The organism is Citrobacter sp. 21OH12SH02A-Citro, assembly GCF_027919895.1.
GTDB classification, from domain to species: domain Bacteria; phylum Pseudomonadota; class Gammaproteobacteria; order Enterobacterales; family Enterobacteriaceae; genus Citrobacter; species Citrobacter braakii.
In genome coordinates this window covers 4,445,999-4,459,471 of sequence record NZ_CP114801.1, presented here as the reverse complement: position 1 = coordinate 4,459,471, position 13,473 = coordinate 4,445,999, and the positions used below count along the sequence as shown (strand labels likewise).

At 51.7% G+C, this 13,473-nt stretch carries 10 protein-coding genes; 3 read left to right on the top strand and 7 right to left on the bottom strand.

All coding sequences use genetic code 11. The features are described 5' to 3' along the window. Positions 1-89 precede the first annotated feature (89 nt). The 4 genes from adiC to melR form a co-directional block, all read right to left on the bottom strand. Entirely contained in the window at positions 90-1,427 is a 1,338-nt protein-coding gene (gene adiC / locus O6D90_RS21505; RefSeq protein ID WP_016155410.1) for an arginine/agmatine antiporter, read from the bottom strand. A 127-nt stretch (positions 1,428-1,554) separates the two neighbouring features. After that, on the bottom strand, positions 1,555-2,316 hold the full coding sequence (locus tag O6D90_RS21500; RefSeq protein WP_016155486.1) for an AraC family transcriptional regulator: 762 nt from the start codon (positions 2,314-2,316) through the stop codon (positions 1,555-1,557). A gap of 314 nt (positions 2,317-2,630) precedes the next feature. After that, the gene (gene adiA / locus O6D90_RS21495; RefSeq protein WP_016155488.1) at positions 2,631-4,898 is read right to left on the bottom strand and encodes an arginine decarboxylase; all 2,268 of its coding nucleotides are present in this window, start codon (positions 4,896-4,898) and stop codon (positions 2,631-2,633) included. Between the two features lie 277 nt (positions 4,899-5,175). Continuing rightward, positions 5,176-6,108 (bottom strand): transcriptional regulator MelR, encoded by a 933-nt coding sequence (melR, locus tag O6D90_RS21490; RefSeq protein ID WP_271143221.1) that lies wholly within the window; start codon positions 6,106-6,108, stop codon positions 5,176-5,178. Between the two features lie 269 nt (positions 6,109-6,377). Here melR and melA point away from each other — a divergent pair, with 269 nt between their 5' ends. The 3 genes from melA (at position 6,378) to O6D90_RS21475 (ending at position 9,513) form a co-directional block, all read left to right on the top strand. Continuing rightward, entirely contained in the window at positions 6,378-7,733 is a 1,356-nt protein-coding gene (gene melA / locus O6D90_RS21485) for an alpha-galactosidase (protein WP_049259806.1), read from the top strand. Positions 7,734-7,825: 92 nt separating this feature from the next. Next, the gene (gene melB / locus O6D90_RS21480) at positions 7,826-9,256 is read left to right on the top strand and encodes a melibiose:sodium transporter MelB (RefSeq protein ID WP_016155490.1); all 1,431 of its coding nucleotides are present in this window, start codon (positions 7,826-7,828) and stop codon (positions 9,254-9,256) included. Between the two features lie 2 nt (positions 9,257-9,258). Next, the gene (locus O6D90_RS21475; protein WP_016155416.1) at positions 9,259-9,513 is read left to right on the top strand and encodes a SemiSWEET transporter; all 255 of its coding nucleotides are present in this window, start codon (positions 9,259-9,261) and stop codon (positions 9,511-9,513) included. Between the two features lie 26 nt (positions 9,514-9,539). Here the strand turns inward: O6D90_RS21475 and O6D90_RS21470 are convergent, their stop codons facing one another. From O6D90_RS21470 to dcuB, 3 genes are all read right to left on the bottom strand, one after another. Beyond that, on the bottom strand, positions 9,540-10,157 hold the full coding sequence (locus O6D90_RS21470) for a DUF2238 domain-containing protein (protein WP_016155491.1): 618 nt from the start codon (positions 10,155-10,157) through the stop codon (positions 9,540-9,542). Between the two features lie 147 nt (positions 10,158-10,304). Further along, positions 10,305-11,951: a class I fumarate hydratase FumA gene (gene fumA, locus O6D90_RS21465; RefSeq protein ID WP_016155418.1), complete on the bottom strand. Its 1,647-nt coding sequence runs from the start codon at positions 11,949-11,951 to the stop codon at positions 10,305-10,307. Between the two features lie 96 nt (positions 11,952-12,047). Further along, positions 12,048-13,388 (bottom strand): anaerobic C4-dicarboxylate transporter DcuB, encoded by a 1,341-nt coding sequence (gene dcuB / locus O6D90_RS21460; protein WP_003031873.1) that lies wholly within the window; start codon positions 13,386-13,388, stop codon positions 12,048-12,050. Between the last annotated feature and the right edge of the window lie 85 nt (positions 13,389-13,473).

The window sequence follows — 13,473 nt, the reverse complement described above, 5'->3', positions numbered from 1 at the left end:
CCTTAAGTTCTTAATGTTGATTTCAGGAATCGCGGGGGGCGGCGTTGGCCCGATGGCCTTACACCATCGGGCAACGACGACTGTTTGCGTTAGTTATTGTTTACCGGAGCATCCAATGGATATGGGTTTTTATGGATCCGATTGTAGTTCAGTGCATACAGCGCGGTGATGATCATCAGCGTGACGAATGACCACATCACCTCTTTGGCACCGGAACCGACAACCGCCCAAATGCAGTAAACAAAAGCGATAAAGGTCACCAGTAAGTACATCGGACGCGCTTTACCAAAGTGACCATGGCCGAGCAGCAGCAGCGCGGCGCAGGTGTACAGATACGGCACCAGCGTGAAGATAACGGAGACCGAAGAGACCAGACCAAACTCTTTCGCAGCGTTTGGCGACATGCTGCTGAACTGGAAGATGGTCATCAGAACGCCGACGATAATTAACCCGGCTACCGGCGTACCGGCTTTGTTAACGCGGGCAAAAATCGGTGGGAACAGGCCGTCATCGGCTGCCGCTTTGGCGGTTTGCCCGGCAAGCAGCGTCCAGCCGCCCAAGGAACCCAGGCACCCGGCCGCGGCACAGAAGGAGACAATCGCCCCTGCGGTGTCACCCAGCGCCATGCGTGCGGCATCACCGAACGGGGAGGCTGAAACACGCAGCGCCGCGTTAGGGATCATACCCATAATCGCCGTGGTGGAGAGCACATAGCAAACGGCGGCAATCAGCACGCCGCCCATGGTGGCGATAGGCACGTTACGTTTGGGATTTTTAACCACACCTGCCGCGACGGAGGCGCTTTCCACGCCGATAAATGACCACAAAGTTACGTTCAGAGTGCTTTGAATCGCACCGAAGGTGTTCATGCCGCTGACGTTCCATGCCGCCATATAGGTTTCACCCCGGAACCAGAACCAGCCGAAGACGGCAATACCGACAATTGGCACCAGCGCCAGTACCGTTGCGACGGCCTGTACACGGGTGATCATTTTCGGTCCGACAATGTTCAGCAACACGAAGATCCACAGCACCACGACGCAGGTCAGCGTCAGGACCAGCGGATCTTTTAAGATGGGGAAGAAGTAGCTCAGGTAACCGACGCCAATAACCACCATGGCAATGTTACCAATCCAGCAAGCCAGCCAGTACAGGACGTTGGTCTGGTAGCCCAAAAAAGGACCGAAACAGCGGCGGGCATAAGCGTAAGAACCACCGGGACTGGAGTCTAAGGACGACATTTTCGCGTACACCATCGACAGCGCCAAAGCACCGATAATAGTGACCAACCATCCGTAGATTGCAATCCCGCCAGTTGACGCAAGGTTTGCGGGTAGCAGGAATACACCGGAACCCATAATATTCCCCGACACCATAAGGGTGACGGGGATTAAGCCCACTTTGTGAGCATCAGCATCCGTCGACATATTTAGTAACTCCTGATAAGGATAAATGACGTCTTATCATACCTCTTCAGAAGACTATTTTATGATGGCGGACTGGGGGTATCGCTAATGCTGATATTATTATGGCTTATCGCTAACTGATTAAAAATCAGGCAGCGGATGGCTCCCTATGTTGACTGACATAATGCAGAGGCGTCATCCCATAGAACTCTTTGAATACGGAAATAAAGTACGAGGTACTGTTATATCCGCACAGTTGAGAGACCTGGGAAATGTTTTTGCCATCCATCAATAATTGATTGACGGCATAACGCATGCGACACGTGGTAATTATTTGGCTGTAACTTGTATTTTCACTTTTGAGCTTTTTCTTTAACAAACTGGGGCTCAGGCATAAGCAACTGGCAACCATGCTTAAATTCCAGTCTTTATGTATATCGCTCTCAATAATGTGATAAACGCTGTCGCTGATACGACTGCGTAGTATATGCATGAGCAGAGACATAAACTTTTTGCTGCCGAGAAAGCGTGATAACACCGTGAACAGTAGCGAGCGCGTGCGCACACTTTCACCTTCGTCCATTGTGTCCATTACGCTATATTGGGCAGCCACCCGGAAGACATCCGGCGTCAGACAGACGGCGGTCATCACTGGGTTGGCACTGCGTTGCCAGAGTGGGATCTGTGAAAGGTCTTTATTTAAAAAACGTAGATAGTCTTTAATGATATCACGGCTGATATGTACGACCAGTGCGTTATTAAGTGATGAGAAATCGATAATATTATTATCGCATGCTACCAGCGCCATATGATTAGCTTTTAAGCTGATGGCTTCTTTACCGTTAATCCTTAACCAAACATCCTTCTCCGTTAATACAACAACACAAGCTGCTCTGCTGCAAACCCTCATACCCAAACTCCAGGAATATGAACATAAAACACCGTAGCTCACCATCAGATGAACCATATCGGCTAAATTGAAATTGTATGATGAATCCAGGACCGCATTAAAATAACGTGTCTGAAATTAATTACAATGTTTGGTGGGAATTTTCTTATGTACACTTTTTTTTACGCAAGTGGAAACGTGATATTTGCGTATAAAAAAGCGCGGGGTGGTCCCGCGCAAAAAGGTATGACAATGTTATTGTTTTGCAGCAATACTCAGGAATTACTCAAGCATGACATGTCTACCTTAAAAATCGGACTATCTATAAAATGACATTATGCTTTCACGCACATGACGTGATATACACCGTCAATAATTTCCGTTCCTTCGGTTTCATGTTCAAATCCAGGGAAGTGGTGGTCCCAGGACTGCAACGAACGTAGATAACTAATCTGCGGGCTATTGGCGTCGCCAAAGTTTTCCCCGGACAGCAGCATTGGAATTCCCGGTGGGTAAGGAATTACGGAATTCGCAGCTATACGACCCGGCAGATTTTCAATGGCCACCATCTCAACGTTATCGCTGACTATCGCGTTATAGGCTTCACGCGGGGTGATTTCAGCAACAGGCAGGCCGGAGTAGGCCGCGTTGAGTCGGCTGCCAGGGTTATTCTCTTTCAGCCAGGCAAACATGGTGTCGCCCAGATCGTGAATGCCCATGTTGGCGTAAGTGTCAGGATGTTCCTCAACCAGTTCTGGCATCACCTGCGCCAGCGGTGTATTGGCATCGTAATGGTGTTTGAATGAGCACAGGGTATTGATCAGCGTGCCCCATTTCCCACGGGTAATCCCCATTGAGAACAGGAACATAATCTGGAAATCGGTGGTACGGGTCGGCACGATACCGTGGCGGCCAAGCCAGGCGGTGACCAGCGCTGCCGGTACGCCGCTCTCTTCCAGTTCGCCATCATCGCCCATCCCCGGCGCCAGAATACTGACTTTGATTGGGTCCAGCATGCTCCAGTTATCCGGCAGGTCTTTAAATCCGTGCCAGGATTCACCCGGACGCATCACCCAGCAATTCTGGTCAGTGGTCAGGAGTTGGGTTGGCGCATCGGCAAAGTCATAGGTTTTGCCGGTTTGCGGGTCAGTTACCACTTCTTTGTTCCACGGTTTGAAGAACCAGTCGCCTTCGGCGGAAAATTCTTTGTACAAACGCGCCATGGCCTGACGGAAATCGACCGCTTCGTCGATCACTTCCTGAGTGAGCGACAGACCGCTGTTGCCGTCCATCATGGAGACCGCCACGTCGTTTGATGCGCAGATGGCATACAGCGGGGAGGTGGTGGCGTGCATCATGTACGCCTGGTTAAAGCGGGAGAAGTTCACGGCCCCACGACCTTCACGGACGTGAATGTAAGACGCCTGAGAGAGCGCGTTCAGCAGTTTGTGGGTCGAGTGGGTCGCAAAAACGGTAGGACCGTTATGATCGCCCGGCGCGCCACGCATAGCGTAGTGATCGGCATAAATTGGGTTAAAGCGGGCATAGCCGTACCAGGCCTCATCGAAGTGGATGCGATCGCTGGTTTGCGCGAGCAGGTCCTGGGCCTCTTTGGCGTTGTAGCAAACACCGTCATAAGTACAGTTGGTCACAACGCTGTAAGACGGTTTTTGCCCGGCCTTGCCCTTGGTCAGCGGGCTTTCGCTGATTTTTTTCTGCAATGTTTCAGGTTGCATTTCTTGCGGGTAGATAGGGCCGATAATGCCGTACCGGTTGCGACTTGGCACCATGTACACCGGTTTTGCGCCGGTGAGGATCAACCCCTGCTCGATAGATTTGTGGCAGTTACGATCCAGCACCACGACGTCGTTGTCGGTCATACAAGCCTGCATGATGGTGCGGTTAGAGCCGGAAGTCCCGACCACTACGGACCAGGAGCGGTCAGCGCCAAACACGCGGGCGGCATATTTTTCGCTCTCGCCAAATGCGCCGGTATGATCCAGCAGTGAGCCGAGCGATGCGCGTTCAATACCCATGTCGCTACGGAATAAGTTTTCACCGTAGTAATCATGGTAAAAACGACCCGCCGGCGTTTTGGTAAATCCGACACCGCCCTGGTGACCAGGCGCCGCCCAGGAGTATTCATGGATGTCGCCGTACTTCATCAGCGCGCTGAACAGTGGCGGCAGAAGCTGCTGGCGGTAACGGGTCATCGCCGCAACGGCACGTCCGGCGATAAAGTCTGCGGTATCTTCCATAATCCAGGCGAATTCATCGACAAGCTCCAGCAGGTCGCGATCCAGCGATGCGGTGGCTTTTTCGCGATCGCCCAGCAGGAAAACGGGAACGTTTTGCTGGCGCTCGTGGAGCTTGCCGATCAATTGCCTGACGTTCAGGTGCTCGTCTTGTTGTTCCATTTGATAGCTGAACATCAGGCAATCAATGGCTTCATTAGCGGCGAGGATTGCGTAACCATCGTCGAATGAGGTGGACTTAATGACGGTAACATTTTGGCGGTTTAACGCGTCAGCCAGACGTTCGACAGCGCTACCGACCCAGGTGTCCTGATGCAGAAACTCACTTTCAACAATTAATACTTTCATCATCTTTTACCCGGTTGTGGAAAGGTTGCAATTTATGGATTGCAGACACACCGTATGAATGTGACGCAGGCAAGTATTATCCTGACAAAATGGGCTGTAAAGCGGGTGATAAATAGTCTGATTTGTGTTTAATTTGTTTTTAAACAAATAGTTATGTTTGCTTATTGGCGATTTTTCACCGCTGTTTATCGACAGGGGGAATATTTTTTTGGCTGATACTGATATCGGCGAACGATAGGGATCGTAGGCTGGAGTAACGCCGGTGGTTTCTGGCTGCTCAGCCAGCCATTGTTTGCCGGCGCTGCTGGCTCAGTTTGCGGTACTGCTGCGGCGACATGCCGACAAACTTGCTGAAGGTGTCATAAAAACGGCTGCTGGATCGGAATCCGGCGGTCAACGCGACGTCAAGAATGGTTTTATCGGTATCGCTAAGCAATGCGCGGACGTGATTGATCCGCATTGCGGTGATGTACTGCTTCATGGTGAGTTGCATCACGCGCTGGAAAATCCCCATCGCGTAGTTGGCGTTGAGCTTCACGTGTTCCGCGACGTCGTTGATAGTGAGCACCTGATCGTAGTTATCGGCAATAAAACTCAGCATCTGGCTTACGTAAAACTGGGCGTGCCGCGAAACGCTGTTTTTGTGCGTCCGCGAAGTTTTATTGACCAGGATTGGCTGCCAGCCGGAAAGGCTAAACCGCTTGAGCATCAGACCAATTTCATCAATGGCGAGCTGGCGAATTTGCTCGTTCGGGTTGCTCAGCTCCTGTTGCCAGCGTTGAACTTCAAAGGTGCTTAGCTGCTGCGACGCCAGCGATTTGATGACCATGCCATGGGTAACGTGGTTGATCAGTTCGCGATCCAGCGGCCAGGAAAGGAAAAGGTGCATCGGTAAATTGAAGATAGCCATGCTTTGGCAACTGCCCGGACGCATGAGCTGATGCGGCGTACAGGCCCAGAAAAGCGTAATGTGTCCCTGTTTTATCTGCACCACTTCGTTGTTGATAAGGTACTCAACGTCGCCATCAAACGGCACATTAATCTCCACCTGCCCATGCCAGTGGCTGGCAGACATAGCATGCGGTGAGCGCAGCTCAATATCCATCCGTTGATATTCTGAGTACAGCGACAATGGGCTGCGGGTTTGCTCTTCATCGCTGCTGCACATGTGCGGATCGGGGGGAAGAGGCGATGTCGGTAATGTACTCATGGTTGCTCCATTTCCTGAATTATCAGAATCATGTCATTTGCTGCGCATTAAGGCTGAGAATCAGGACACAAATCGGACCGATATCATTGAGCATAGCGAGATTTTGGGGCCGCATACTCTGCTTTTTGTGCAATTTTGTCCCATAAACTCAGATCCAGTATGGGGCAAAGAGGCGATCTGAGTTTATGGGAATGCTCGCCAGGGAAGTCGGAAGTTTTCATCTATGCGCTGTGCCACCATGACTGTGTTCACTAATGTTCTGGAGAGTCATGATGTCTGCACCCAAAATTACCTTTATCGGCGCCGGTTCCACGATTTTCGTCAAAAATATCCTCGGGGACGTCTTTCATCGTGATGCGCTGAAATCTGCGCATATCGCCTTGATGGACGTCAATCCTACTCGGCTGGAAGAGTCACACATTGTGGTGCGTAAGTTGATGGACTCAGCGGGCGCGTCCGGGCGTATCACCTGCTATACCGATCAAAAAGCGGCATTACAGGATGCTGATTTTGTGGTGGTCGCTTTCCAGATTGGTGGTTATGAACCCTGTACCGTCACCGATTTTGCGGTGTGTAAACGTCATGGTCTGGAGCAGACGATTGCCGATACGCTGGGGCCAGGCGGCATTATGCGCGCGCTGCGCACTATCCCGCATTTATGGCAGATTTGTGAGGATATGACCGAAGTCTGCCCGCAGGCCACTATGCTTAACTACGTTAACCCGATGGCGATGAACACCTGGGCAATGTATGCGCGCTATCCGCATATTAAGCAGGTTGGATTGTGTCACTCGGTGCAAGGGACAGCGGAGGAGCTGGCCCGCGATTTGAACATCGACCCGGCCTCTTTGCGCTATCGCTGCGCCGGGATCAACCATATGGCGTTTTATCTGGAACTTGAGCGTAAAACGGCTGACGGTGCTTATGTGAATCTCTATCCGGAGCTGCTGGCGGCCTATGAATCTGGTCAGGCGCCGAAACCGAATCTTCACGGTAATACCCGTTGTCAGAACATTGTGCGCTATGAAATGTTCAAAAAGCTGGGCTATTTCGTCACTGAGTCGTCGGAGCATTTCGCGGAATATACGCCGTGGTTTATCAAACCAGGGCGTGAGGATCTGATTGAGCGCTATAAGGTTCCACTGGATGAGTATCCAAAACGCTGTGTGGAACAGCTGGCGAACTGGAACAAAGAGCTGGAAGAGTACAAAACGGCGGCGCGGATCGAGATTAAACCGTCACGTGAATATGCCAGCACTATCATGAACGCTATCTGGACCGGTGAACCGAGCGTGGTGTATGGCAACGTTCGCAATGACCATCTGATCGATAACCTGCCGCAAGGCTGTTGCGTGGAGGTGGCTTGCCTGGTCGATGCGAATGGTATCCAGCCAACGAAGGTGGGTACTCTCCCGTCACATTTGGCGGCCATGATGCAAACCAATATCAATGTTCAGACCCTGCTAACGGAAGCCATACTGACGGAAAATCGCGATCGCGTTTATCACGCGGCGATGATGGATCCGCATACCGCCGCGGTATTGGGGATTGAGGAGATTTATGCGCTGGTGGACGACCTGATCGCGTCTCATGGCGACTGGCTGCCGGCCTGGTTACACCGTTAACACACCATTACGCCGGGCAGAGCATCCGGCGTTTAACCTCTGACGTTTCCTCTAACAGAAGGCGGGCGCTGGTAACGGCGACCCGATACCCTATGAGCATCTCTCTGAAAACAAAACTCAGTTACGGATTTGGAGCGTTTGGTAAGGATTTCGCCATCGGTATTGTGTACATGTACCTGATGTATTACTACACCGACGTGGTGGGATTATCGGTGGGGCTGGTCGGAACGTTGTTCCTGGCGGCAAGGGTCTGGGATGCGGTAAACGATCCCATCATGGGCTGGATTGTGAACGCCACCCGGTCGCGGTGGGGAAAATTTAAACCCTGGATCTTACTCGGTACGCTGGCGAACTCATTGGTGCTGTTTTTGCTTTTTAGCGCACATCTGTTTGAGGGTACTGCGCAAGTCGTATTTGTCTGCGTGACGTATATATTATGGGGAATGACCTACACCATTATGGATATTCCATTCTGGTCGCTGGTGCCAACTATTACGCTGGATAAACGCGAGCGTGAACAACTGGTGCCGTTCCCTCGTTTCTTCGCAAGCCTGGCTGGGTTTGTCACCGCGGGGGTAACGCTGCCCTTTGTGAGCTATGTTGGCGGGGCCGATCGCGGCTTTGGTTTCCAGATGTTTACGCTGGTGCTGATTGCATTCTTTATCATTTCTACCGTTGTTACGCTGCGTAATGTGCATGAGGTTTATTCGTCAGATAGTGAGGCAACGGCGGACAGCAGTCGTCTTGGGCTGAAAGCGATCGTTGGGCTCATCTATAAAAACGACCAGTTATCCTGCCTGCTAGGCATGGCGCTGGCTTACAATATTGCCGCCAATATCATTGCTGGCTTTGCCATTTACTATTTTACTTATGTGATTGGCGATGCAAGCCTCTTCCCGTACTACATGTCTTACGCAGGAGCGGCAAACCTGCTGACGCTGATTTTCTTTCCTCGATTGGTAAAAGCGTTGTCACGACGGATCCTGTGGGCTGGGGCATCCGTGCTGCCGGTGCTCAGCTGTATCGTTTTGCTGGTGATGGCGTTAGCCGGTTTTCATAACATCTTACTCATTGTTATTGCTGGTATTTTACTGAATATTGGTTCAGCGCTTTTCTGGGTGTTGCAGGTCATTATGGTGGCGGATACCGTTGATTACGGCGAATACAAACTGAATGTACGTTGTGAAAGTATCGCTTATTCAGTGCAGACGATGGTGGTAAAAGGAGGGTCTGCGTTTGCCGCTTTCTTTATCGCAGTGATACTTGGGGTGATTAATTACGCGCCGAATGTCGCGCAGTCTGCAGAAACCATTGTTGGTATGCAATTCATTATGATCGCGCTACCTGCACTCTTTTTTGTGGTGACCTTAGTCCTTTACTTCCGCTTTTACCGACTGAACGGCGACACGCTGCGCAGGGTCCAGATTCATTTGTTGGATAAGTACCGTAAGATGCCGCAGCAGCATGAACAACCGGATATCCCGGCTATTGCGATAGTCACCCTAGGTGATGTGAAGGCGTAGCTATGGAATGGCATTCGTGGATTGGGTATTTGGCGGCTAGCCTGACGACGCTCTCATTCTTACCGCAAGCGATTAAGGTCATTACCACCCGCAACACGCAGGGTATCTCCGGTTTAATGTATGTAATGTTTGTGTGTGGGCTGGTGTTGTGGCTGATTTATGGATTATTGATTGAAGATACTGCTGTCAGCATGGCGAACTTTCTGACACTCCTGTTCGCCTTGCCGATTCTGGTTATCAAGTCTCGCAATGGGTAGGGCAGATTGCCGGATAAGCGTCAGCGCTATCCGGCAGTTTTTAACTGTCTGTTATGCCAGCCCGCCAACACGAGCACCGTGGTTAGCGCACCGAGCAGGGCGCAGAACATATCCGACTGGGTATCCCACGGGTCGCCCTGCGTCCCGAGAAAATCATCCGCTCCCTGACCCATCGCCAGCGCCGCCCACCATTCGATCAGCTCATACATCGCGCTAATCGCCAGCGCCACGCAGCAGACCAAAAATGCCAGCATTTTGCGGCCACGAACTATATTACCGCGCACTAAAATCTCTCTTGCCGTCAGGGCGGGCACCAGACCCTGGAAGAAGTGACCCAGCTTGTCATAGGGGTTACGACTGAGATCCAGCCACTCCTGAACCTGAAAACCGACAGGGACTTTAGCGTAGGTATACATACCGCCGACCATCAGAATGATGGCGTGCAAGAAAATGAGCGTGTAGAGCAATGGCGTCAGCGGGTAGCGCTTCACGGTCGCCAGCAACAGTGGGACGACAATAATGACCGGAGTAACTTCCATCAGCCAGGTGATTTTCTCCGTGGCAGAGACACCGGTGTAGATAAGTATTAGCGCCAGGAGCAGCGCGCCAGAGTGCAAGATTGTGGAGTTCAGTGTGCGGAGCATGGCGAATTCACAAGTAATGGAAAAGGTTACTATTCCCTGTGAGCGGCAAAAATTCAACGCCAGTAAATGGGGGGATAAAGTTGGCCCGGGGGGATCACTGGACTGACGCCAAAAATCTGTTGTCAGTCCAGTGCCGGGCCGAATGGGTTACTTCGCGCAGTTAGCGCATTGTTTGCTGACGATTTGCTGGAAGAAATCGTTGCCTTTGTCATCGACCAGAATGAAAGCCGGGAAATCTTCGACTTCGATTTTCCAGATAGCTTCCATACCCAGCTCCGGGTATTCCACGCATTCCAGATGTTTAATACTCTGCTGCGCAAGTACCGCAGCCGGGCCACCAATGCTACCTAAATAGAAGCCGCCATGTTTATGGCAGGCATCTGTCACCTGCTGGCTACGGTTACCTTTTGCCAGCATGATCATGCTGCCGCCGTGAGACTGTAGCAGGTCAACATAGGAGTCCATACGACCCGCAGTGGTTGGTCCTAAAGAGCCGGACGGATAACCCGCAGGTGTTTTGGCCGGGCCCGCGTAGTAGATAGGGTGATCTTTCACGTACTGCGGCAGACCTTCGCCGGACTCAATACGTTCTTTTAGCTTCGCGTGGGCAATATCGCGGCCGACAATGATGGTGCCGCTCAGCGACAGACGGGTAGAAACCGGATACTGAGAAAGCTGAGCGAGGATCTCTTTCATTGGGCGGTTAAGGTCAACTTTAACCACTTCACCTTCGCCTGCCTGGCGCAGCGACTCCGGAATGTACTGGGCTGGGTTATGTTCCAGTTTTTCGATCCAGATCCCTTCGCGGTTAATCTTGGCCTTGATGTTACGGTCTGCGGAGCAAGACACACCCATACCAACCGGGCAGGATGCGCCGTGGCGAGGCAGGCGGATCACGCGGATATCGTGCGCGAAGTATTTCCCGCCAAACTGGGCGCCGAGGCCGAGTTTCTGCGCTTCTTCCAGCAGTTCCTGTTCCAGTTGCAGATCGCGGAACGCCTGGCCGTGCGCATTACCTTCAGTCGGCAGTGCGTCATAGTAGTGTGTGCTGGCCAGCTTCACCGTTTTCAGGGTGCTTTCCGCTGACGTGCCGCCAATGACGAATGCAATGTGGTACGGCGGGCATGCTGCGGTACCCAGCGTGCGCATTTTCTCTACCAGGAAGTTTTTCAGTTTGCCGGGGGTGAGCAGCGCTTTGGTTTCCTGATACAGATAGGTTTTGTTCGCTGAACCGCCGCCTTTGGCCACGCACAGGAATTTGTATTCGTCACCGTCCACGCTGTACAGGTCGATTTGTGCGGGCAGGTTGGTGCCGGTATTCACTTCTTTGTACATATCCAGCGCCGCGTTTTGCGAGTAGCGCAGGTTATCTTCAATATAGGTATTAAATACGCCCTTGGAGAGTGCCGCTTCGTCGCCGCCACCGGTCCAGACGCGCTGACCTTTTTTACCCATAATAATTGCCGTACCGGTGTCCTGGCAGGTTGGCAATACGCCTTTAGCAGCGATTTCGGAGTTTCTCAGGAACTGCAGCGCTACGTATTTATCGTTTTCGCTGGCTTCGGGATCATGGAGAATTGAGGCGACTTGCTGTTGGTGTTCAGGGCGGAGCATGAAGGAGGCATCGTGGAAGGCTTGTTGGGCCAGTAGCGTAAGTGCTTCAGGGGCTACTTTCAGGATTGTTTCGCCTTCAAACTCGCCGACGCTGACGTGATCGGAGGTCAGCAGGTAGTACTCAGTTTTGTCTTCCCCCAGTGGGAAAGCCGCCTGATAAGTGAATTCAACTTTTGACATTTGCTTCCAGCCTTTTCATTTTTCTCAGGAATTTTAAAATTCTCTGTGTCTTGACGGTGGCGTGCCGTACCAAAGCGGACAGCACGCGCACTGTAATTACAGGAAACCGTACATTGCGGCGAAGATCCAACCAAAGACACAGGATACGCTCACGCCGATCAACCCAGGTAGAATGAAGCTGTGGTTGATAACGAAACGGCCAATGTGGGTGGTGCCGGAACGGTCAAACTGAATAGCCGCCAGATCGCTCGGGTAAGTCGGCAGAATGTAGTAACCGTAACATGCCGGAGCGGAAGCAACGATGTACGCTGGATCAACCCCAATTGCCAGTGCGACCGGAACAATCGCCGCCAGCGCCGCAGCCTGGGAGTTTACAAATTTGGAAACCAACAGCAGAACAATTGCATAGGCCCACGGATACTCTTTCACCATATTGCCCAGCACACCTTCGATTTCCGTCATGTGCGCGCCGAACATTGTTTCGGCCATCCAGGCAATACCGTACACCGCCACAATCGCGATCATACCGGAACGGAAGACTTCGTTTTTAGATATTGAAGCGGGATTGGTCTTCGTCAGGATAATAATCAGCGCACCGGTCAGCAGCATGAACATCTGGATAACCAGTACCATTGACAGCGGTTTGCCGCTGAAGGTAGGGCGCAGCTCAGAGAACGCGCCGAGCACGGCAACAACGGCGATAGCGGCAAGGAAGATCCACATGGCCAGCCAGTTGCTTTTTGGCAGCTTTTTGTCTAACAGTGTGGCGGTATCGCCATAAACGTAGTTGTGGTTTTCAGGGACGGAAATAAACTTCTGGAATTCTTCATCTTTATCCAGATCTTTACCGCGGAACCAACTGAAGATACCGATCGCCAGGATACCCAACAGGGTAGACGGGATAGTGATGCTGAGCAGGTCGAGGAATTCAAGATGCTTGCCTTCAAACGTTACGTTACCCAGCATTGCGACCAGTGATACAACGGCCACGGACACCGGGCTGGCGATAATCCCCATCTGCGCACCGATAGAACTCGCCGCCATCGGACGTTCCGGGCGAATATTGTTCTTAATAGCAACGTCATAAATGATTGGCAGGATGGTGTAGACCACGTGGCCTGTACCGCAGAGAATCGTCAGGGTGCAGGTAACGAACGGGGCGACGATGGAAACGTATTTTGGGTTACGGCGCAGCAGCTTTTCAGCGATTTGCAGCATAACGTCAAGGCCGCCGGAGGCTTGCAAGGTTGCCGATGCGGCCACCACGGCAATAATAACCAGCATTACATCTACAGGTGGTTTACCCGGCTGGAGATGGAAAACGAAAACCAGAATGACCAGGCCGATACCGCCTAATAAACCCAGCGCGATACCGCCCTTTCTGGCACCATAAAACAAACATATTAATATTATAAGAAGTTGTATACTAAATAACATTTTATTTACCCTCGCGAAAAAACCAGTCAATTTTTTGAAAAATGGATCTGTGCCACATTCTTTTTTGCCGGAATAGGCATCAAAA